The sequence below is a fragment of the Methylococcales bacterium genome, assembly GCA_030949405.1.
Lineage (GTDB): Bacteria > Pseudomonadota > Gammaproteobacteria > Methylococcales > Methylomonadaceae > WTBX01.
Genome location: JAUZSN010000002.1, coordinates 138,115 through 159,544, shown reverse-complemented (window position 1 = coordinate 159,544; position 21,430 = coordinate 138,115). Strand labels below are relative to the sequence as shown.

Genomic DNA, 21,430 nt, shown 5'->3' with positions numbered 1-21,430 from the left:
ATGGCCAATCAAAACACAGAAGGATTAAAAAGACTGATTAATGCCTGTTATTTTTCGATTGCAGGATTAAAAGCCACGTGGCAACATGAAGAAGCCTTTAGGCAAGAAGTCGTCTTATTAACCGTATCCATTCCGTGCGCTTTATGGCTCGGTGAAACTGTTATCGAACGACTTTTACTCATTGGCAGTATCGTCCTTATTTTAGTGATTGAACTTCTCAATTCAGCTATTGAGGCCGTCGTTGATAGAATAAGTTTAGACCCGCATGAGTTATCAGGTCGAGCTAAAGACATGGGATCCGCTGCGGTGATGGTATCAACAATCTGGGCAATAATCACCTGGATATTTATCTTAATTTAAAAAGGAAAACAATGAGTGCGTTAATTTGTGGATCAATGGCTTATGACACCATTATGGTATTTCATGATAAGTTTAAAAATCATATTTTGCCTGATAAAGTACACATGCTAAATGTCTCTTTTTTAGTCCCCGCAATGCGTCGAGAATATGGCGGTTGTGCTGGGAATATTGCTTACAATTTAAAACTATTAGGTGAAGATCCTTTAATTATGGCTACCGTTGGTCATGATTTTGAACCGTATTCACAATGGTTGTGTTTATGCGATTTATCCCGAAAATATATTCGCGTCGTCGATGATAACTATACGGGACAAGCCTACATCACCACCGATGAAGATGATAATCAAATTACCGCTTTTCATCCAGGGGCCATGAATTCATCGCATTTAAATTCAGTCCCGACGGAGGCAGGGATCAGCTTAGGGATTGTCTCACCTGATGGTCGCGCTGGAATGCTGCAACATGCCACCGAACTTGCAGAAGCTAACATTGATTTTATTTTTGATCCAGGTCAAGGAATGCCCATGTTTAGTGGCGATGAGCTGTTAAATTTTATGCAGCAAGCAAAATGGGCTATTTTTAATGATTATGAATCCGAATTAATGCAAAAGCAAACAGGACTCTCATTAAAAGCCTTAGCTGAACAGGTTGAAACCTTAATCGTGACACGCGGTGGTCAAGGTTCTCAAATTTATACCCAAGGTCAAATGCTAGAAATCCCAGCCGCTCACCCTAAAGCCTTAAATGATCCCACAGGCTGTGGCGATGCTTATCGTGCAGGACTCATGTTTGGCCTTATAAATGGGTATGGTTGGGAAGAAACAGGACGTATTGCGTCATTAATGGGGGCGATTAAAATAGAACATCATGGAACCCAAAACCATAAATTCACCCTAAAAGCATTTAGAGAGCGTTATCAAGAAAACTTTGGCTCTCAATTTTGAGCTTAAAAAACACGGAAAAGCTGCTCAGAATCATGTCACAATTACGTGATTCTGAAATGGGTTGTGCTTGGGATTTAAAGCAAGATTTTATAAGCTTAATTCCCCATACCATTGAGGAGGCTTATGAAGTCGCTGATGCCGCCGAACGTAATGACATGGGCGACTTACGGTCTGAATTAGGTGACTTACTACTTCAAGTTGTCTTTTATTCGCAAATGGCAACAGAAGAAGGTCTTTTTAATTTTGAGCAAGTAGCCGAAACTATTTGTGAAAAATTAATTAATCGTCATCCTCATATTTTTGCAGGGGCTGTATTTAAAAATGATGATGAACGGAAACAGGCGTGGGAAATGGCAAAAGAACGTGAACGCGCCGCTAAAAAAACCGAGACACCGTCCACCAGCGTTTTAGAGGGCATTGCTAATACTATTCCAGCCCTCATTAAATGTGAAAAAATACAAGATCGTGCCGCTCATCATGGTTTTGATTGGCAACAAACCGAACCTGTTTTTGATAAAGTTTTAGAAGAATTAAATGAAATCAAGGAGGCTTGGAAAAGTGGTAATCAGGCACATATTCAAGAAGAGGTGGGGGATTTATTATTAGTGACGGTAAACCTTGCCCGCCATCTAAAGGTGAATCCAGAAATCGCATTAAAAGAAAGTAACCAAAAATTTACACGTCGTTTTCATTATATAGAGCAGCAAGTCAAACAGTCAGGGCGAACATTACGGGAGTGTAAGCTCAGTGAATTAGATGCGTATTGGGATCAAGCAAAAATCGTGTTAAAAAAATAAACGAAATAATGAGCATCCTTCATTTTTCGGTTTACAGTTTAAATCGGAGTCCAATCACTTTAGCTGTTGGTTAGGTCACGAAAATAGTTAAAGCTATTTTTACTCCCCACTCTTTTTTAAAAATAAAGTGTAAACTACTTTTAAGCTAAATGAAGGATGCCAAATAATGAGTTTAATCACCCTAGAAAAAAATTTATCGTTGTTGAAAAAATGCCTGTTTTTGTCATAGAAAACAGGGTTAAGTTCACGGGGATGATTATTTTTTTTAGCGTGTTTTTTAGTCTAAGCGTTTACAGCCTATTTTTTTATCTAAAGATAGCAATCTTGCCAAGCAAATCGTTATCTTTTGTTTACTTTTTACAGCGTTTATTTTAGCGATAGGCTATAGCTTAAAACGGTGTTGGGATTATTTTGTAATGTCAGCGGATGATAAGGGCATTTATTATCAAACTAAATGGCGGGATCATAACGTCATTTTATTACAATGGGAATTTATTAGCTTTATTGATCTATCCGAAAATGACGGTCTCTATTTTTTAGAAATTTCAACCCTAATAAAAAAATTACCATCCCCTTGGAACAGCTATCAATCCAGTCAACCTCGCCCCATTTACTTTTGGGAAAAAACACTTTTTCAACACCAAGGTAATACGCTATTATCTTTTTCAATGCTCTCTGAAAAAGAAGCTCATCTTACAAAACAAAAAATAATCATGCTAAAAATTGCCTCTGGAATGGCAATCTTGGCTTAATAGTTTCTTTTCAGCTAACGTGTTTTTAACCTCGCCGCCTTAAGCTATAAAAAATGGATCTAAGAACTAAAATTGAGCATACCTCAGAACAGATTATGTATATGAGTCGTTGGATATTAGCCCCTATTTATATGGGATTAAGTTTAACGTTATTCGCCTTATCTCTAAAATTTTTCCAAGAAATCTACCATTTTTTACCTCATATTTTTCAAATGGAAGAAACCGACTTAGTTCTTAAAATACTATCACTCATTGATCTTGCTTTAGTCGGCGGCATGGTGGTTATTGTGATGTTTAGTGGTTATGAAAATTTTGTTTCTGAAATGAATATTGGGAAAACAACAGAAAAATTAGATTGGCTAGGAACCCATGATTACGGCTCATTAAAAATGAAAGTGGCCGCCTCCGTAGTCGCTATTTCATCCATTCATTTACTCAAAATATTCATGAACGTAGAAAATACCAGTAACGACAAATTACTATGGTATGTTGTTATCCACTTAACAATGGTTTTATCCGCTTTTTTAATGGGGTATTTAGATAAATTAACCAAACATTAACTACCCCCCCCGCCCCGTTGAAAAACTTAATTTAGTTGGAACTCCCCCATGAAAACACCCCCCATTTTTAATTACCCCTTGTTTAACTTAGGATTTAGAGCTTTTTTTTGCATTAGCGGGTTTATCCGCACTTGCATTAATTTCATTATGGTCATCTATTTTTAACGGTACCCTTGAGCTTGATAATTATTATCCGAGTCTTTACTGGCATAGCCATGAAATGTTATTTGGTTATGCAACCGCTGTTATTAGTGGTTTTTTATTGACGGCTGTAAAAAATTGGACAGGAAAGCCGACCCTTCAAGGGGATAAACTAGCATTACTGTGTTTATTATGGATTTATGGGCGTATTGTGCCTTTTTATTCGGAATTACTCCCTGATTTATGGATTGCTCTAATCGACTTTGCTTATTTACCCGTTTTAATTATTTGCCTCATCAAACCGATTGCCGAAGTCGATAAGCCTAAAATGTTATTATTTCCCACCTTATTATCTATTATGATGTTAGGTAATGCGCTGGTACATTTACAATTAGTCGGTTTTATAGAAGAAACAGCAACCCTTGGAATCAACCTTGCGTTGACCATGATTATTATGATAATTTTAATTATTTCAGGGCGTATTTTTCCATTTTTTACTGAACGCGCTTTATCAGGCGTTTTAATTATTAGAAAACCTTTACTTGATATCCTCGCCATTATTTCAGCATTTATCGTTTTCGCCTTATTACTTACTAATGTAACGGGAACCTTATTAGCGGTCGCAGCTTCAATAGCAGCCATTATCAATAGCATTCGTCTTTATTTTTGGTACGTGCATAGAATTTGGTATCTTCCCTTGTTATGGGTTTTGTATATGGGCTATTGTTGGATTATCTTAGGCTTCATTTTAACCGCACTGGCCGCGTATCAAATTTTATTACCCTCTATAGCCACCCATGCGTTTACCGTAGGAGGCATTGGCGTATTAACACTAGGAATGATGGCTAGAGTATCCCTAGGACACACAGGACGAGCTTTACGTGTTTCTAATGGGATTGCATTAGCCTTTGTTTTAATTAATTTGGCCGTTCTATTTCGTGTTTTAATGCCGTTTATTATTCCTGAATGGTATTCAGATTTTGTTTATTTTTCAACGCTGTGTTGGTTAGCCGCCTTTTCATTATTTCTGGTCATTTATACTCCTATATTAACCAGCGATCGAGTCGATGGTAAAGCCGAATAAGTGAATTCTAAGTTTTAAAAATTATAAAATAAAAGGCATCCTTCCTTTAGCTTCCCAAAAATAGCTACTAACTTAAGACGGGACAAGTTGACGTTAAGCCGCTCGTACTGAGCTTGTCGAAGTATGAACGGCTTAACCGTCCGCCCTTCGACTAGGCTTAGGACGAACGGTTAAGTTTCGCCTCCATAGCATCCCATTTTAAGTTGGTAGCCCGAAAAATGAAGGCGACCCATAAAAAGACCCTTTTAGTCATTTTCAATAAACATCTCTCACTATAAAGCTTATTTTCTAGCATCAAGCGATTAAGAAACCGTCCAAAAAAAGGACGTATAAAAATAGGTGTGTTTTTCCTGATGATGAGTAAACTGGTCAGAACGCCATATTTCTTGGTGTTCTTTTTTCCCTTTATGATACTTAATCGTATCTTTCAAATTATGATGAACTCGCTTTGAAACCCCAATATGTCCCGAAATAGATAATTTTTTAGCAATATCAACCGCAACGGTTAAAGCCTCCCCACTCCAAACCAAGCCGTTTTCGTCCGTTTGAACACACAACACCTTGCCATCATCAATTCCCATGACAAAATTTAACGCATCATAACTATCCAGCATCTTTTTAACTTGTGAGTATTCATTCGTCAGCATATATTTTATTTTCATAGCCGCTTTCACCGCACCATTCAATGAATCTTGTGTTGAACCTTGAAAAAAAATATAAAAACCATCATCATGCGCTCTACGAACCTTTCCCCCTAAGCTACGTACAATTTCGATCATCACATAAAAATAACTCATCCTAATTTTTTCTAACATAACAGGCGTATTTCGACTGAGTATTAACATCGTATTGCGTATTTCTAAATAAATGATGGTCGCTTCAAAGCGTAATCCTTTATTTTCAAAACATAAACGTGAGTCATTAAATTCAGGAATAGTTTTAATTTCCTCTATTTCAAAAGGTGCCTCAATCATCCGTTGTACTTTTTTTTCTATATCGACTTTCATTTAAAACCTTGTAAGAGAAATGGCCATTTAACAAACTCTATTTATTTCAATACTTCGGACAGTTTTAAAAAAGATAGCGGTCTTAATTCTATAAGGAATTGATTTTAAAGGGTTTTATATTTACAAGATGTGTTGGTAAATTCTTTTTTAAATCAATGGGTTACAAAAACTGTCCGAACTATTGTTTATTTGTTATTGGGTTTCTCCGATTTCGATTTCATAATCAATAAATAACGCTTTTCATCAATGAGTTGCTGTTTTTCTGTTTCCCCCCTATCTGTACATATTGATTCTAATTTTAATTGATCTTGCTGCATTTTAGTTTCAATTTCTAAAACAACCGCGTGTTCTTTTTTCAACGCCTCTTTATTCTCTTGATTAGTATTTGCAAGCTTTTCTTTCTGCTTTATGAGGGCTTCTTTTTGTAAAATAAGGCCATCATCTAAGGCTTGTATGCTCATATCCAAGGATTTTAACCGACCTTTATGGCTTATTTGCATAAACTCAAAACTATCAAAGGTGCTTCGTAAAAATTTATCCCGCTTATGTTGTTTATCTAAGGCTATTTTTTGTTTCACTTTTAACGCTTCATCACGTGCCTCCGCAATTAAATCGTCTTTAGTCTTTACTTTTATTTTTTTAACTTCTTTTTTTTCTACTTGTTGAATAACCTGAGCATTTTTATTTAATTGTTCACGCTCCAAATGTTTTTGAGTCGGCGGCACTTTATCAGAAAAAAACAGTTTGCCATTTTCATCAACCCATTTATACATTTTTGCATAACTCGGCTGACAAAAACACGTTATCAAGACCATAAAACCAATACTTTTAATAAAAACAGCGTTTTTTTTCATAATATTTTTTACACAATTAAGGGATCAATAAAAATCATTTTAAACGCTGAATCTATCATAGAGAGACCACATAAACAATGACTTTTCTATCAAAAATTAGCGTATCGTTAACGTATCAACGCCTTTATTTGCAAGCTCATCTGCTTTTTCATTGCCTTTATTTCCTGAATGACCTTTAACCCATTTCCAACTTACCTCATGAGACTCTCTCGCAGCATCCAACCTTCGCCATAAATCCTCATTTTTAACAGGCTGTTTATTAGCCGTTTTCCAACCCCGTTTTTTCCAGTTTGAAATCCATTTGTTAATCCCATCTTTCAAATAAACAGAATCCGTATACAATTCAACGACACACGGTTTTGTTAACGTTTCTAATGCTTGAATAGCCGCCATTAACTCCATACGATTATTTGTTGTATTCGCCTCACCGCCGTACAATTCTTTTTCATGGGTTTTATATTGCAACCAAGCTCCCCAGCCGCCCTTGCCAGGATTGCCTTTACACGCGCCATCGGTATAAATAATTACAGGTTTTTCACTCATCTTCTTTTATCCGTTGAATTAATTTTAAAGGGGGTTGCTACATTTAACCTCATGGGTGCGACAACACGCGCAGGGGCTAATGGAATAAGGGTATAACGACGTTTTACCGCGTTAATGGCATAGGCTGTCGCTAATAAGGTATTTTTATTAACGCTAAATTGATTTCTATGCGTTTTAAATGAATTTACTTCAAACTCAGTCGTTGTCTTCAATTCAAAATTAAGTAATTTCAACCAATCTAAAATACGCGAACGACTGATAAAATGTCCCCGCCATGATTCTGCAAGCCGTTTATCACGCACATATTGTGAACGTAACCAAATACTCCACGGATTAAAATTCAAAATAATCAAATGTCCTTCAGGCTTTAAAACGCGTTCTATTTCGCGCATAGATTGAAACCGATGAGCATCAAATTCCAATAAATGCGGTAAAATAATCATATCAATACTTTCTGATTGTATCGGTAAATTAAAAGCTTTAGCCTGAATTTTAGTTGCAAGACACGTCCCCTCTGCAAAATTATCTAAAATGGTAAAGCGTTTATAGAGGTCACAATCCATATAATCATCTTCAAAACCTAAAGCTCCAATTTGTAGCACTGTTTGCTGACAACTTATATCAATCGATTTTTTCAAATACTTGATTTCTAATGCTTGTAATAGCTTACCCTTTGGGGATTGGTAGCAGGAAAATAAAAATTCTCGTTTCATATTTTTAAGAGATAAATAGAAAAACAATAGTAAAATCAACAACCCTGATGATACAATTGATAACTTACGGTAACTATTTTTTAAAGTGGGGTAACAAGTGATTTTAGCTAATTCTAACAGGTCATTACGTTATTTATTATTTTTGAGTGCTTTATCAACCTCAGGTTGTTCTCAGCAAGCAACAAAGTATGTTTCAATTAACACCTTTGATAAAGACGGGGTCATTATTTCCCAGCTTGATAAAGACGGTGTTTTTGTTGCTAAAAATAAAAATAAGAATGAAAAACTAGAAAAGATTGCGCTAAAAAAGGTTGCGCTAAAAGAAAATATTGCACTAAAAAAGGTTGCATTAGAAAAGATTTCACTGCAAAAAATTGCGATTAAAAAAGAGCTACCCAAAAAACAGATCAAAGAGCGTAAAACCGTAAACTTAGTTAAAGAAACAAAAAGGACAGAACTCAATAAAGATGGAACTCAATCCATTTGGAGTCGAATGTTTGCATTATACGCGCTTCCTGACATTGATAATAAACGCGTCGATGAAGAAATGAAAAAATTCCTAAAACATCCGAGCCATTTAGTTAAGATTCAACGCCGTGCAGAACCCTATTTGCATCTTATCATGGATGAAATAGAATCAAAAAATATTCCGGGCGAACTTGCTTTATTACCTATTATAGAAAGCTCTTACAGGGCCAATGTTACCTCCCCTGCAAGTGCGGCGGGTTTATGGCAGTTTATTCCGTCAACGGGACTATCCTTTGGCCTAAAGCAAAACTGGTGGTATGACGGTCGTCGTGATGTCTATGCGTCAACCCGTGCTGCAACTAAGTATTTAAAAAAACTAAGCAAATCGTTTGATGGTGATTGGTTTCTCGCCTTAGCCTCTTACAATGTCGGCATTGGAAATGTTAAAAAAGCCATTAGACGTAATAAAAAACAGGATTTAAACACCAATTACTGGTCTTTAAAACTTCCTAAAGAAACACGTGATTATGTCCCTAAGTTATTAGCCCTCGCTAAATTATTTGCGAATGCTGAAAAATACAAGCTTCCTTTAAAATCTATTCCTGATCGACCTTTTTTTAAAGTCGTTAATATTGGATCACAATTAGGTTTATCCAAAGCGGCCAAAATGGCGAACATGAAGTTTGATGAGTTTTTTATATTAAACCCCGCTTTTAACCGTGTCACGACACCGCCTAATGGACCTCATCGCTTATTAGTAAAAATACGTGATGCTAAAAACTTTAAATATCGACTCAATAAATTACCTAAAAATCAACGTGTTGACTGGATTAAGCACAAAATTAAAAAAGGTGATAGCTTAAAAATTATTGCCAAATTACATAAAACACACATTAAAGACATTGTTAAAATTAACAAGTTAAATAGAGAACAAGTTAAAAATATCGAAGTAGGGAAGGTTTTAAAAATTCCACCCGCGTCGATTAGAACCTTAGTTAAAACTCGGGCTTAATAATTAATCTTTAAATCTTTAAATTAAAAGACTAGCCACTTAAAACGGGACAGCAGTCCATTCAGTTACTGCGGGTATTTAAGTTTCATCGAATTTTGATGTTAAAAGCATCCCGCTTTAAGTTGGTAGCCCATTAAAACCTCGGAAGTTTTTAAAACGACCGAGGTTTTTTTATTTTAGGTCTTTAAAAATAACTCTTTTTAATGTTAGCCTGTAGCGCATATTTCATTTTTAAAATAACTCGCGTAAAATAATACCCCCTTGAGATAAAATAAGCTCTTAAGGAATATAGAATTTAATAACATCTGAATTTTTTTGTAAGGCTGGGGCATCTTTCATTTAGCTCAAAAGTAGTTTACACTTTATTCTTAAAAAATAGCGTGGCGTAAAATAGCTTTAGCTATTTTCGTAACTCGGTAACAGTTAAAGCTATTGGACTCCGATTTAAACTGTAAATCGAAAAATGAAGAAGGCCGGCCTAGGCTGGGTTAGTTTTTTTGCGATCGTAAAAAACGTAACCTAGCCTACAAAATATCTTTTGATTTTGTAGCCGATTTTCAGACGTTATTAATCTCTTATTTCTAAGGCGACTTTTATCAACGAATGTAAAGATGATAATTTTTGATTATTTCTTAGGATTCTATTTTCTTAACTCTTGTCTAAAATATAAATGAAAACAAAAAATATTGGTTTTATTGGTGGCGGCAACATGGCCTCTAGCCTTATTAATGGTTTGATCGCTAGTGGACACTCACCACAGCAAATTTGGGTTGCTGATGTTAATCCAGACACCTTACAGCAACTTGCCTCGACACTTAATGTTAATATTTCTAATGATAATGAAACCGTTATAAACGAAGTCGATGTGGTTGTTTTTGCGGTAAAGCCCCAAGTTTTACGTAGCGTTGCAGAAACAATAACGACACCACTACAAACAAAGCAACCCTTAGTCATTTCAATTGCCGCAGGTATTAACCAACAAAGCTTAAGCCAATGGGTAGGGGATAATATGGCTATTGTTCGCTGTATGCCTAATACACCAGCCTTAGTTTTAACGGGTGCGACGGCACTTCATGCAAATTCAAATGTAAATAACGAGCAAAAAAGTCTTGCTGAAAATATTTTACGGGCCGTTGGTCTATCACTTTGGGTTGATGATGAAGCGGAATTAGATGCAGTAACGGCTATTTCAGGGAGTGGGCCTGCGTATTATTTTTTATTAATGGAAGCGATGGAAAAAACAGCGCAAGCGTTAGGACTTAGCCAAAAAACAGCCCGATTACTAATTCAACAAACCGCATTAGGCGCTGCAAAAATTGCTTTAGAGTCCGATGAGTCGCCTGAACAATTGCGCCAACGGGTTACATCTCCAGGTGGAACCACACAAAAGGCAATAGAAATCTTTGAAGCGGGAAATTTTAGTGAATTGGTTTCAAAAGCATTACACGCGGCAAAAGAACGCTCTATAGAACTGTCTAAAGAACTGGGAGATGCCTAAATGTCGGCCTCTTATTTTTCTCAGCCCGCTATTTTTTTAATTGATAGTTTATTTTCACTCTATATTTTAGCCGTTATTTTACGCTTTTTACTTCAATGGGTTGGAGCCGATTTTTATAACCCTATTTCACAATTTTTAGTTAAAATTACGCACCCTCCCTTAAAAATAATGCGCCGTGTTGTTCCATCTATCGGAAAAATAGATACATCTTCTATTTTATTAGCGTTTATTTTACAAATTATCAGTAACTTTTGTGTATTTTTACTGCAAGGTTTTTTACCGAGTATTCCTGTATTAATTATTATTTCATTTAGCGGTTTACTCAGTTTAATTTTTGATGTTTTTATCTTTTCTATTTTTATTCTTGCGTTATTAAGTTGGTTTAACCCTGGAAATTATAACGCGTTGCATGATTTATTAGTTAAGCTAACTGGGCCTATTTTAGACAATTGCCGTAAATTTATACCCGATTTAGGTGGCATGGATATTTCACCTTTAGTTGCGCTTATTGGTTTGCAAATGATTAAAATGATGATTTTACCGCCGTTACAAGAATTAGCTAATCTAATTGCTTAAGAATCCTTTTTTTATCAATACCGATGCCCAATGTCAAAACTAAGATTACCCTAAAATAGGGATCGGTATTGATTATGTCAATAACTAGTTAACACCTCCTATGTATACAGAAAAACTTCCTTATACCCATTATATTAAAGGAATTGATGGTTTACGTGCCATCGCTGTTTTAGCAGTCATGTTATTTCATCTCAAAGAATCGTATTTACCTGGTGGATTTTCAGGCGTAGATATATTTTTTGTTATCTCAGGCTATGTTGTTAGTGGTTCGCTCGCTAGAAATTATAAGACTAATTTATTTAGTTTTACGCTTGATTTTTATTCACGACGAATTATTAGAATTTTTCCTGCATTAATCGTATGTCTTGTCTTTACCAGTTTTATTGCATCACTTTTTATACCTGAATCATGGTTAAGCTCAACAAGTGAAAAAACAGGTCTTTATGCTTTCTTTGGACTCAGTAATTACGCGCTTATTTGGTTTAATGATGGTTATTTTTCGCCTAGAGTCGATTTTAACCCGTTTACACATACGTGGTCTTTAGGACTTGAAGAACAATTTTATCTGATATATCCCTTATTATTTTTTATATGGTTTAAATATAAAAAAAGACAGGGAATTTTAGGCGTTATCTCGAATGGGCTGTTAATTGCTCTTTTATTTATATCCTTATATTTTTCATGGTATGAAACCACTAATAACCCTGATAATGCCTTTTATTTATTACCCAGTCGTTTTTGGGAATTAGCCAGTGGAGCATTACTGTATCGATTAAAGGGGTATGAAAAATTAACCTCGCCGTGGGTTATTTTATCTAAATTATATTTATTTTTCGGACTTGCTCTTATTTTATTAGGGTTTATTTTTTCTAATAAAGCATCTTTTCCTTTTCCGTGGGCTATCTTGTCAGTAAGTGGTGCATTATTATTAATTTTAGGATTAACCCACCCGTTTAATAAAAAATTTATAATTCAAAGAGTTTTTGAAAATTCAATCATGGTTTATATAGGGAAAATTTCATATTCTCTCTATTTATGGCACTGGGCTGTTTATGTTATTTTCAGATGGACACTCGGTCTTGAAACTATTTTAAATAGGACTCTTGCAATATTTATCACCCTTTTTTTTGCAATGATGTCTTATCATTTTATTGAAGTGTTCATTGCAAAAAATAAATTTATTAGGCGTAAAGAAAATTGGAAGATTTTCATCATGGGTCTGATTATTCTTTCGGGAGCGTTTAAATTATCGTCAACTATTTTTAAGTTTCAACCTGATATAAGTCTTAGTGTTACGAAAGATCAAGCAACATGGTATCCGCTTCCGTGGACAGAAAACGATAATTCTACGCTTAAAAATGAATTTTCGGGTCGTAACTTATTTGTGCTGGGTGATTCTCACACGAGTGCCTATAGCACCTTATTTAAAAAACTAACCGATGAGCAGGGGGTTCAAATTCATCAGTATGCGGTCGGCTGTAGTTATGCAAACCTTATTTATCCTGTTGATCCCGCATGTAAAAATAAACTAAAAACGTTGATTCCCATCATTAAAAAGTTATCATCGCCGAATGATATTATTTTTTTAGCGTCTTTACGCCTAAATAGAGTGGGGACGCAATGGGGTTCATTTAAAGAGCAAAGTAATCAATTAACGAGTTGGGGTGTTAAAGTACAGAAAGTTGCTTTAAATGAAGCGAGTGCATTAATTCAAGAATTTCGTCGTTTATCATTGAATGTTATGATTGATGCCCCTAAGCCTGTTTTTAGATCCCCTCCTTTTCGTTGTTCTGACTGGTTTAATAAAAACAATCCTATTTGCGCATCGGGGTTCACTATAAAACGTAAATTTCTTTTAGAGCGAAGAAAGCCGATTATGGATTCATTGGATTTATTAGCCATTAAGTTTCCTCAACTCATTATATGGGATCCTTTTCCGATTTTATGTAAAACAATGACGTGTTCAGCTTTCGAGAAAACCATTCCTTTGTTTTTTGATGGAGATCATTTGAGTGCGTATGGGAATCGTCTTTTATACCCTAGTTTTGAATCTAAAGTGAAACAAATATGGTCATCTAAAGGCAATACTTCGGACAGTTTTAAAAGTAGAGGAAATCTTCAATTCATAGGAAAATGTAGTTTCTAAAGCAACAATTTCCTGAAAAGAAGATTTCCATGCAACTAATAGAAACCAACACTTCGGACAGTTTTAATGCGAGATAACCCCGAAGCTACAAAGCTCCTCGTATTGAGAAGAGCATTTTATTAAACTCAGGTCTACCCCAGAGTTTGAAAAAATACGTTTAATCAATAACTCATTGAAAAATCTAGTTTTCCAGCTACCGATTGAAATTGGTTTTCGTTTAGGACTTAAAAGTCGGTCATGCCATTTAATCAAATTTAGCGCAGTAAAACGTGCCTTAAAATGGCTGTGTAAAGCAGGTTCAGAACGTGCTTGGCAATCACAAAGTCCTGTAAATTGTTTAGCATCACGAAATAGAAATTCAATCTGAAACCGTGCCTTGTAATAATTATAAAGTGTCATTGCATCTATCTCTGTATCTGTTGAAAACAACAAGGCATAACGTGTACCTTGTGACGTTGTTTTAACTAAATAAGCGATGCGAATATTACATTTCAATGAGACAGAATTAACGATTGCTGTATAAATTTTAACACCACCCTGTTTACCTGCTAATTCTAATTTTCTCGTCTCACCCACAATCCACTTACCGTCATAACATTTATGACGACCTTTTTCTTTTTGCACACCTTCGTAGAGTAAACGTAAATTAGCATCACAACGTAATTTTCCAATTTGATGGTAACCTTTAGCGATCACGCCATGGGTAAACTTTTGTTTAGAATCCCAAAACTTAGCTAAACCGTAAGTTTTTTCACCACTTTTGTTAACAAAGCTACACTCTAAAGCCGCTATTTTTTGTCCCGACGTTGAAAGAATTTCATTATTACCTACCTGATTAAATTTAAGAAAATCTAACTTTTTATTAAACCATCGACGATAGGTTTTTTCTGATAACTCATTGTAACAGCTGAGATTTGTATAGTTAGCCTTACCTCTAAAGCTTATCAAATTACTTAATAGGCTAGATAAAATTTTTTTGTGGTTTAGAACCACTAGACATTTTTTCTAAAATCGTTTCTATTAGTTGCATGGAAATCTTCTTTTCAGGAAATTGTTGCTTTAGAAACTACATTTTCCTATGAATTGAAGATTTCCTCTACTTTTAAAACTGTCCGAAGTGTTGATGTATAGCCTCGAGTACTGAGTAAAATAGCATGAGCACGCTACCTTGTTTTAAAGGTAGAATGGCTCGTATAAATTTTATGTAGTTGTTCTTGCATGTTTTTAGAAAGTGGCTTTATAAATTTCATGCTATTTTGGTTTAAATTATTATATTGTATACCTGATAATTTTTATTTGGGTACTTGAATTTACGTTAGAAACAGATATTAGACTTGTTCTTCTAAATAAAATATATTAAAATCAATTGCTTATATATACTTGATAACATTCACAATCAGTTGATACAGCCTAATAAATAAACTTTAAATTAAATTATTAAAAATAATAAATAAGCTTTATAATAAATTTCTATAAAAAATAAAAATCAAAGTATAACATGAAAATAAAAGAAATTTTACCAAGAATTTATGATGATAGACAGTTAAGAGCTTTAACAGGATTAAAAACAGAACATTTTATTTTACTATTATCTCTATTTGAAAAGACCCTTATTGAAGATCAAAAAGAAAAACATGAAAATAAAGAAAGAAAATACGGTAGTGGTTTAGATAGCACATTAAAAACACCCGCAGACAAATTATTATTTATATTAAATTATATGAAGTGCTATTCTACTTTCGATCACTTAGGGTTTTCTTTTAATATGAATAAATCATGCGCCCATACTCATGTATACAAATTATTTCCAATTTTAATAAAGACGTTAGATATATTTAATGTTTTACCTGCAACAAGTTTTTCAACCCCTGAAGAAATGCAGCAGGCTTTTGGCGGAGTTCAAACATTGATAATAGATGCTACAGAGCGTGCTGTACAACGCCCTAGTGACTATGAAGAACAAAATGAATTTTACAGTGGTAAAAAAACAGCATACAATTAAAAATACCACTATAGCTTCTTTAGGTCATTTAATTTTATATATTGGGGTTAGTTTTCCGGTAAAAATCATGATTATGGAATGTTTAAAAAGAATTTAATCCAGAATTAAATTGGTTTAGTAATTTTAATATATTTATTGATTTAGGTTATTTGGGGTTTAATAATGAATATAAAACTAATTCGGTAAATATTCCTCATAAAAAACCAAATAAATCTAAGCATAATCCAAACCCAACATTAACAGAAAATCAAAAAAAAGAAAACAAAGAGATGAGTCGTGAAAGAGTCATTGTTGAGCATGTAATCGGTGGAATGAAAAGATATAGATGCCTAGTTGACAAGTTTAGAAATAAAAAAGAAGGTGTAAAAGATTTATTTTCTTTTTTAGCGGCTATCCTATGGAATTTTAACATGATATATTAACTTCTTCTTAAAGAACAAGTCTATTATCTGACGAGTTTACATCACTTGATATTTAACGAATCAATAACGCCCTATTTTTTATGATTGATGCCTCGTACTGGTCGTTCATTAAAAGACTATTTTTAGAGGGAGACTACAAAAAACCTATGTTTTTTATGGCTTTAAACCAACTAGAGCTATTTGGTAGCTAGTTCAAAGTTTTTTAAATTCAAAAATAAAAAACATGAATCTTAAATTAAAATACAGTACAATATTTGATTGACTAATTATTGACTAAGGCGTATGAGACAAAAAGGCATAAAATCTGATTTGCAGGAAGCATTAATGCTTTGTAAGGGGGCGTTTTTTTCCGCAGCAGGATTTAGCATGATTATTAACCTACTTATGTTAACCCCGACCATTTACATGCTACAACTTTATGATCGTGTCTTGAGTTCACGCAGTGAAACGACCTTATTAATGTTAACGCTTATTGTAATTGCAATATTTCTTACCCAAGGCGCATTAGAAATGATTCGCTCACAGATATTAGTCAGAGTGAGCGCGCGACTTGAAGTCCTCTTAAATCAACGACTTTTTAAAATAGCGTACAAACGTTCCCTCTATACAGGCGGGCAACAAGCGTCATCTCAACCTTTAGATGATTTAACCTCATTGAGACAGTTTTTAACAGGAAACGGCTTATTTGCTTTTTTTGATGCCCCGTGGCTCCCGTTTTATGTCGGGTTAATGTTCCTCTTTCATCCTTATTTTGGCTGGGCTGCGATTATTGCCGCGATTATCTTAAGTATCCTTGCTGTTGTTAACGAAAAATCAACCAGTAAAACCCTTGCAGAAGCGAATACGCTATCCGCAGGTAATCGAATGCAGCTTAATAAAAATTTAAAAAATGCAGAAGTGATTGAGTCAATGGGAATGTTAGATAACATTTTTAAACGCTGGTTACATAAAAGTAGTCGTGTTTTAGAATTACAAGCAAAAGCGAGTTCTAAGGCGGGTTTTTTTAGTGCGTTGTCTAAAACCTTACGGGGCATGTTTCAATCATTAGTTTTAGGACTGGGTGCTTATCTTGCGATTCAACAAGAAATTAGCCCTGGACTGATGATTGCGGGCTCTATTTTATTAGGAAAGGCGTTAGGCCCGATTGATCAAATGATTGGCGGCTGGAAAGGCTTTGTGGTTGCCAGAACTCAATATGCCCGTTTGAATGAATTACTCACTCAAATCCCCGAAGACAAAGAAAAAATGAGCTTGCAAGCTCCTGAAGGTAAAATTCAAGTTGAACAAGCGGTTATTGTTCCACCCGGTTCTAAAGTGCCTGCGGTTAAAGGGGTCTCCTTTACAATTGAACCCGGTGATACCGTTGGGATTTTAGGCCCAAGTGGAGCAGGAAAATCAAGTTTAGTTCGCGCATTACTCGGTATTTGGCCGACTGCGAATGGAAAGGTTCGCCTTGATGGAGCTGATATTTTTGATTGGGATCGAATGGAATTGGGCGAGCATATTGGCTATTTACCTCAAGATATTGAATTGTTTGAAGGAACAATCAGTGAAAATATCGCTCGTTTTGGCAGTGTCGATGCGAATGAAGTTATTGATGCTGCAAAAATGGCCGATGTTCATGAAATGATTTTACGTCTACCCGATGGCTATGATACGTTAATTGGGGCTTCTGGAAGTAATCTTTCAGGGGGACAACGACAGCGTATTGGTTTGGCACGTGCCATTTATGGTCGTCCTCAGTTAATTGTGTTAGATGAGCCGAACTCTAATCTTGATGACCAAGGTGAGTTAGCGTTAGGTAATGCCATTTCTCAATTAAAAGTTATTAATGCAACCATTATCATCGTCACCCATCGACATAATATATTGGGTAATTTGGATAAACTGTTAGTCTTACAAGATGGGTTGTTGGCTTTATATGGTGAGCGGGATGCCGTCCTTGCTAAGTTAGCTGAAGCGACTCAACCTAATAAAGCGGCTCCTGCTAAAAAACGCCCGCCTTCAACCTTTACGGTGCCTATTTGAATTATCGGGGTGAATTTATTTTTCACTTGCAAATAAATTTTAATGAACCCCTTGTTTCTCTCGTTTTAACAACAGGGAAGCTAAACACTTTAACGATACTTACCGACTAAATGACTATCAAAGACGCTTCAACTAATACTGTTCCAGAAATAACGATTAAATCGGATGATCGGCCTGTCCGCCGTCTAGGTTATTTTATTTTATTTTTTACGCTAGGCATTTTTGGTGTTTGGAGTGCGATGGCTCCAATCGACAGCTCGTCATTAGCAACGGGGGTCGTCAAAGTAAAATCGCATCGTAAAACAGTACAGCATTTAGAAGGCGGGATTGTTAAAAACCTTTGGGTTAAAGATGGGGATAAAGTTAGCATCGGGGATCGTTTAATTACGCTTGATAATACGCAGTTTAAAGCACAGGTTGAAATATTACGCGGACAATTTATTGTTAAATCCGCTTTAAACTCGCGTTTGAAAGCCGAACGTCAACAAAAAAATAAGATTGATTTTTCTGCCCTTAAAAAATTAAATGATGTCAGAGTTAAAGATGCCATAGAAGGGCAAGCTTATATTTTTAAAACCCGAAAAAATAGTTATAACGGTGAAATTGGTTTATTAAGACAACGAATAAAACAATTAGGTTCTCGTGTTCAAGGACTCATCGCTCAAAAAGGAAGTAAGCTGACATTAACTGTTTCTTATAAAGAGGAAATAAAAGATTTAAAGGAACTTTTAAAAGAAGGCTTTGCCGATAAGCAACGACTGAGAGAATTACAACGGACTCACACCAGTTTATACGGTGAAATCGCTAGTTTAAAGGCAGAAATTTCATCGACACAAATGCAAAAAGGTGAAACTGAATTACAGATCATCCAGACAAAACGTAAGTTTCAAGAAGAAGTTGCAGAGCAATTAGAACGGGTTAATGCCGAGTTATTGGATATTGGCGAACGATTACATGCCGAAGAAGATAGGGTCACGCGAACAGAAATTATAGCCCCTGAGAACGGTATTATTTTAGGTTTGGAAATGCATACTGAAGGCGGCGTTATTATCGCAGGACGGCCTATTTTAGATATTGTCCCTGAGAATGCCGTTTTAATTATTGATGCGCAAGTTCCTTTAATTGATATTGATAAAGTGATGGTAGGCTCGCACGCAGAAATTCGTTTTAGTGCATTCAGTAGTAAAACTACACCGACTATGGAAGGGGTGGTTCAAAAACTTTCAGCCGATAGTCTTATTAATGAAAAAACAGGGTTCCAATACTATCAAGCAACGATTGGATTAACCAAAGAGAGTCAAGACAAATTAGGCGATTTAATCCTTATTTCAGGAATGCCCGCAGAAGTCTTAATTAATACCGGTGAAAGAACCTTATTTGAATATTTAGTTCAGCCTGCAACTAATGCAATGGCCCGTTCTTTTATTGAAGAATAGACTGAAAAGCCGTCTTAAAGGCGGCTTTTTGAAATTATAAATTAACTTTGTACCCACGGTAAATCATGATAACGCCAGCCACCTCTATTTCCGCGCTGCTTATTGCTATCTAAATCCCCTTCAAAGCCTTCAACAATATTAATTAAATGAGAATAACCGTTATTTTCTAAAGCACTGGCTGCGGCAAGTGACCGCTGACCACTACGACAGAGTAATAAAATAGGGGTTTCTTTCTTTGGAACTAGTTTATTAACATGGGCCATAAACTCAGGGTTTTCTTGCCAATCGGGGGCTTCTTTCCACGCAATATGAATAGCACTTAAGGGATGCCCTACAAAATGGTGTTCTATTTTTGTTCGCACATCAATTAAAATAGCGGTCGTATTTTGCTGCATAAAAGCAACGCTTTGCTTGGGGTTTAAGTTTTCAATCATTAATCGGTATCCTTCATTTAGCTCAAAAGTAGTTTACACTTTATTCTTAAAAATAGAGTGTGGAGTAAAATAGCTTTAGCTATTTTCGTGACTCGCCAAGAGTTAAAGCTATTGGACTCCAATTTAAACTGTAAACTGAAAAATGAAGGATGTCCATTAATCTATCGTCTTTATTTTTTGGCCAATATATAAGGCTTCATTTCGATTGCCCTTAGTAGGATCCCCGATTAAAGCGTCTTCTTGATAATAGATGGTTTTTAAGGCTGAAAATAAAGTTAATAACTCATTTTCAGCTAATAAATAATCTGGGTTATTAGGCGGCGCATTGCTTAGTTTAGATTGCGTAAAGGTTTGGTAAAATAATAATCCCTCTGGCTTTAAAGCTGCGATGATACTCGTTGATAAGGCTCGGTTTAGAAAACGACTTATAACAATGACATCAAATTTATTTTTAGCTAAAGTGGTTTGTTCAATATTTTGCTGCTGACAATGAACCGTAAGGTTTTTCAGCAACGCTTGTTGGTTTAATTTTTCAAGCGCGACCGTTGAAATATCAAAAGCATGAACCGTTAATCCTAGTTTAGCAAGCAATAAGGCATTTGCCCCCAAACCGCAAGCTAAATCTAAGGCAAGTCCTTTTTTAGGCAGCAAGTAGCGATGATTTTCAAGAACCGTGGCCGCTTGAGTATTCGTATAATCCGCCGTCGCATAAACGTTGTCCCATTTTATTTCTAATGTCATTATTCACTCAATTTCTGTTGTAACCATGGTTCTAAAAATTCTAAAAATAAACGTACTTTGGCTGATAAATATTTACGATGGGGATACAGTGCGTAAATTTCTAATGCAGGGGGACTGTAACGTTCGAGTACGGTTTTTAACTTTCCTTTTTTTATATCATTACCGACAATATAACGCGGTAACATAATTAATCCTAAGCCCCCAATCGCTGCAATTCGCATGGGGTCTGCGATATTTGCTTGCATTCGTCCTGAAACTTTAATTTTTTTTATAGATTTTCCCTCTGAAAAATACCATAGATCACGCGGGGGTAAAGCCCAATTAACGAGGCAACTATGCTTATTTAAATCATCGGGGGTTTCAGGCGTTCCGTGCTGTTGCAAATAACGCGGGGACGCACAGACCACAAGGGGGGAGCTTGCTAGCTTTCGAGCAATTAAACTACTATCGTTTAATTTACCTAAATGAATGGCTATATCAAGCACATCATCAATTAAATCACTCGCCGTTGCTTTTAGAACCATATCAACTGAAAGTTCGGGATGAATTTTTAAAAATTCAGCCAAAGCCAATGCAATATGAACGGCCCCGATGACAGGCGGCGCACTTATTTTTAGCGTCCCCTTCGGTTCTGTTTGCAAATGTGTGACCGCCGCTTCCATTTCTTCGACATCTTGTAAAACTTGCTGGCAGCGTTCTAAATAAGCACTTCCTACTTCAGTAAGACTTAAACTGCGTGTTGTCCGATTAAAAAGTCGGGTTCCTAACTTACTTTCTAATTGCATCACATGCTTTGTAACCATAGATCTTGATAATCCTAAGTCTCTGGCAGCATTAACAAAACTTCCCAGCTTTGCGACACGAACAAAAACATTCATACTCGTTAGCTTGTCCATTTATGGCCTCTTAGTT

General features: G+C 35.6%; 21 protein-coding genes and 1 pseudogene. 14 read left to right on the top strand and 8 right to left on the bottom strand.

The genetic code is table 11. The features are described from left to right. The 6 genes and pseudogenes from Q9M50_00875 to Q9M50_00850 all read left to right on the top strand — a co-directional run bounded on the left by Q9M50_00875 (position 1) and on the right by Q9M50_00850 (position 4,638). The gene (locus Q9M50_00875; protein ID MDQ7089189.1) at positions 1–360 is read left to right on the top strand and encodes a diacylglycerol kinase; all 360 of its coding nucleotides are present in this window, start codon (positions 1–3) and stop codon (positions 358–360) included. 11 nt (positions 361–371) lie between these two features. Next, positions 372–1,304: a carbohydrate kinase family protein gene (locus tag Q9M50_00870; protein ID MDQ7089188.1), complete on the top strand. Its 933-nt coding sequence runs from the start codon at positions 372–374 to the stop codon at positions 1,302–1,304. Then, positions 1,301–2,101, top strand: a complete 801-nt coding sequence (mazG, locus tag Q9M50_00865) for a nucleoside triphosphate pyrophosphohydrolase (GenBank protein MDQ7089187.1) — start codon at positions 1,301–1,303, stop codon at positions 2,099–2,101. Before Q9M50_00870 ends, mazG begins: the two co-directional genes overlap by 4 nt. Positions 2,102–2,517: 416 nt before the next feature. Continuing rightward, the gene (locus tag Q9M50_00860) at positions 2,518–2,853 is read left to right on the top strand and encodes a hypothetical protein (protein MDQ7089186.1); all 336 of its coding nucleotides are present in this window, start codon (positions 2,518–2,520) and stop codon (positions 2,851–2,853) included. Positions 2,854–2,906: 53 nt separating this feature from the next. After that, positions 2,907–3,413 carry a TIGR00645 family protein gene (locus tag Q9M50_00855; GenBank protein ID MDQ7089185.1) on the top strand — a complete coding sequence of 169 codons (507 nt, stop codon included), beginning with the start codon at positions 2,907–2,909 and terminating at the stop codon, positions 3,411–3,413. Between the two features lie 48 nt (positions 3,414–3,461). Further along, positions 3,462–4,638 (top strand): annotated as a pseudogene (locus Q9M50_00850) (NnrS family protein). Between the two features lie 302 nt (positions 4,639–4,940). Here Q9M50_00850 and Q9M50_00845 read toward each other — a convergent pair. The 4 genes from Q9M50_00845 to Q9M50_00830 all read right to left on the bottom strand — a co-directional run bounded on the left by Q9M50_00845 (position 4,941) and on the right by Q9M50_00830 (position 7,680). Beyond that, the gene (locus Q9M50_00845) at positions 4,941–5,645 is read right to left on the bottom strand and encodes a hypothetical protein (protein MDQ7089184.1); all 705 of its coding nucleotides are present in this window, start codon (positions 5,643–5,645) and stop codon (positions 4,941–4,943) included. A gap of 185 nt (positions 5,646–5,830) precedes the next feature. After that, positions 5,831–6,499 carry a DUF4124 domain-containing protein gene (locus Q9M50_00840; protein MDQ7089183.1) on the bottom strand — a complete coding sequence of 223 codons (669 nt, stop codon included), beginning with the start codon at positions 6,497–6,499 and terminating at the stop codon, positions 5,831–5,833. Between the two features lie 96 nt (positions 6,500–6,595). Continuing rightward, positions 6,596–7,042: a ribonuclease HI gene (rnhA, locus tag Q9M50_00835; protein ID MDQ7089182.1), complete on the bottom strand. Its 447-nt coding sequence runs from the start codon at positions 7,040–7,042 to the stop codon at positions 6,596–6,598. Beyond that, positions 7,039–7,680, bottom strand: coding sequence for a methyltransferase domain-containing protein (locus Q9M50_00830; GenBank protein MDQ7089181.1), 642 nt, complete (start codon positions 7,678–7,680; stop codon positions 7,039–7,041). The genes rnhA and Q9M50_00830 overlap by 4 nt, the downstream gene beginning before the upstream one ends. A gap of 172 nt (positions 7,681–7,852) precedes the next feature. On the opposite strand from Q9M50_00830, the gene Q9M50_00825 reads away from it, so the two are divergent. From Q9M50_00825 to Q9M50_00810, 4 genes are all read left to right on the top strand, one after another. After that, positions 7,853–9,235: a transglycosylase SLT domain-containing protein gene (locus tag Q9M50_00825; protein ID MDQ7089180.1), complete on the top strand. Its 1,383-nt coding sequence runs from the start codon at positions 7,853–7,855 to the stop codon at positions 9,233–9,235. 670 nt (positions 9,236–9,905) lie between these two features. Continuing rightward, on the top strand, positions 9,906–10,733 hold the full coding sequence (gene proC / locus Q9M50_00820) for a pyrroline-5-carboxylate reductase (protein ID MDQ7089179.1): 828 nt from the start codon (positions 9,906–9,908) through the stop codon (positions 10,731–10,733). Beyond that, positions 10,734–11,309 (top strand): YggT family protein, encoded by a 576-nt coding sequence (locus tag Q9M50_00815; protein MDQ7089178.1) that lies wholly within the window; start codon positions 10,734–10,736, stop codon positions 11,307–11,309. It abuts the gene before it with no gap. A 100-nt stretch (positions 11,310–11,409) separates the two neighbouring features. Next, entirely contained in the window at positions 11,410–13,455 is a 2,046-nt protein-coding gene (locus Q9M50_00810; protein MDQ7089177.1) for an acyltransferase family protein, read from the top strand. Positions 13,456–13,518: 63 nt separating this feature from the next. On the opposite strand, the gene Q9M50_00805 is transcribed toward Q9M50_00810, so the two are convergent. Next, complete coding sequence (locus Q9M50_00805; GenBank protein MDQ7089176.1) at positions 13,519–14,403, bottom strand: transposase; 885 nt, start codon at positions 14,401–14,403, stop codon at positions 13,519–13,521. A 550-nt stretch (positions 14,404–14,953) separates the two neighbouring features. Between Q9M50_00805 and Q9M50_00800 the strand changes: the two genes are divergently transcribed. From Q9M50_00800 to Q9M50_00785, 4 genes are all read left to right on the top strand, one after another. Next, positions 14,954–15,457, top strand: a complete 504-nt coding sequence (locus Q9M50_00800; protein MDQ7089175.1) for a transposase family protein — start codon at positions 14,954–14,956, stop codon at positions 15,455–15,457. Between the two features lie 149 nt (positions 15,458–15,606). Continuing rightward, positions 15,607–15,879, top strand: a complete 273-nt coding sequence (locus tag Q9M50_00795; GenBank protein MDQ7089174.1) for a transposase family protein — start codon at positions 15,607–15,609, stop codon at positions 15,877–15,879. Between the two features lie 282 nt (positions 15,880–16,161). Continuing rightward, complete coding sequence (locus tag Q9M50_00790; GenBank protein ID MDQ7089173.1) at positions 16,162–17,907, top strand: type I secretion system permease/ATPase; 1,746 nt, start codon at positions 16,162–16,164, stop codon at positions 17,905–17,907. A 110-nt stretch (positions 17,908–18,017) separates the two neighbouring features. Continuing rightward, a complete protein-coding gene (locus tag Q9M50_00785) occupies positions 18,018–19,343 on the top strand; it encodes an HlyD family type I secretion periplasmic adaptor subunit (protein ID MDQ7089172.1) in 1,326 nt (441 codons plus the stop codon). Positions 19,344–19,384: 41 nt separating this feature from the next. On the opposite strand, the gene Q9M50_00780 is transcribed toward Q9M50_00785, so the two are convergent. The 3 genes from Q9M50_00780 to Q9M50_00770 form a co-directional block, all read right to left on the bottom strand. Continuing rightward, positions 19,385–19,777 (bottom strand): rhodanese-like domain-containing protein, encoded by a 393-nt coding sequence (locus Q9M50_00780; protein MDQ7089171.1) that lies wholly within the window; start codon positions 19,775–19,777, stop codon positions 19,385–19,387. Between the two features lie 156 nt (positions 19,778–19,933). Continuing rightward, entirely contained in the window at positions 19,934–20,518 is a 585-nt protein-coding gene (locus Q9M50_00775; GenBank protein MDQ7089170.1) for a class I SAM-dependent methyltransferase, read from the bottom strand. Then, complete coding sequence (locus Q9M50_00770) at positions 20,518–21,414, bottom strand: LysR family transcriptional regulator (protein MDQ7089169.1); 897 nt, start codon at positions 21,412–21,414, stop codon at positions 20,518–20,520. The genes Q9M50_00775 and Q9M50_00770 overlap by 1 nt, the downstream gene beginning before the upstream one ends. Positions 21,415–21,430: the final 16 nt, after the last annotated feature.

What these genes read in the sequence shown, in the direction of transcription:
- Q9M50_00875 (MDQ7089189.1), top strand. Translation starts at nt 1, where the DNA reads ATGGCCAATCAAAACACAGAAGGATTAAAAAGACTGATTAATGCCTGT.
- Q9M50_00870 (MDQ7089188.1), top strand. Translation starts at nt 372, where the DNA reads ATGAGTGCGTTAATTTGTGGATCAATGGCTTATGACACCATTATGGTA.
- Q9M50_00860 (MDQ7089186.1), top strand. Translation starts at nt 2,518, where the DNA reads ATGTCAGCGGATGATAAGGGCATTTATTATCAAACTAAATGGCGGGAT.
- Q9M50_00855 (MDQ7089185.1), top strand. Translation starts at nt 2,907, where the DNA reads ATGGATCTAAGAACTAAAATTGAGCATACCTCAGAACAGATTATGTAT.
- Q9M50_00845 (MDQ7089184.1), bottom strand. Translation starts at nt 5,645, where the DNA reads ATGAAAGTCGATATAGAAAAAAAAGTACAACGGATGATTGAGGCACCT.
- Q9M50_00840 (MDQ7089183.1), bottom strand. Translation starts at nt 6,499, where the DNA reads ATGAAAAAAAACGCTGTTTTTATTAAAAGTATTGGTTTTATGGTCTTG.
- rnhA (MDQ7089182.1), bottom strand. Translation starts at nt 7,042, where the DNA reads ATGAGTGAAAAACCTGTAATTATTTATACCGATGGCGCGTGTAAAGGC.
- proC (MDQ7089179.1), top strand. Translation starts at nt 9,906, where the DNA reads ATGAAAACAAAAAATATTGGTTTTATTGGTGGCGGCAACATGGCCTCT.
- Q9M50_00815 (MDQ7089178.1), top strand. Translation starts at nt 10,734, where the DNA reads ATGTCGGCCTCTTATTTTTCTCAGCCCGCTATTTTTTTAATTGATAGT.
- Q9M50_00810 (MDQ7089177.1), top strand. Translation starts at nt 11,410, where the DNA reads ATGTATACAGAAAAACTTCCTTATACCCATTATATTAAAGGAATTGAT.
- Q9M50_00800 (MDQ7089175.1), top strand. Translation starts at nt 14,954, where the DNA reads ATGAAAATAAAAGAAATTTTACCAAGAATTTATGATGATAGACAGTTA.
- Q9M50_00790 (MDQ7089173.1), top strand. Translation starts at nt 16,162, where the DNA reads ATGAGACAAAAAGGCATAAAATCTGATTTGCAGGAAGCATTAATGCTT.
- Q9M50_00785 (MDQ7089172.1), top strand. Translation starts at nt 18,018, where the DNA reads ATGACTATCAAAGACGCTTCAACTAATACTGTTCCAGAAATAACGATT.
- Q9M50_00780 (MDQ7089171.1), bottom strand. Translation starts at nt 19,777, where the DNA reads ATGATTGAAAACTTAAACCCCAAGCAAAGCGTTGCTTTTATGCAGCAA.
- Q9M50_00775 (MDQ7089170.1), bottom strand. Translation starts at nt 20,518, where the DNA reads ATGACATTAGAAATAAAATGGGACAACGTTTATGCGACGGCGGATTAT.
- Q9M50_00770 (MDQ7089169.1), bottom strand. Translation starts at nt 21,414, where the DNA reads ATGGACAAGCTAACGAGTATGAATGTTTTTGTTCGTGTCGCAAAGCTG.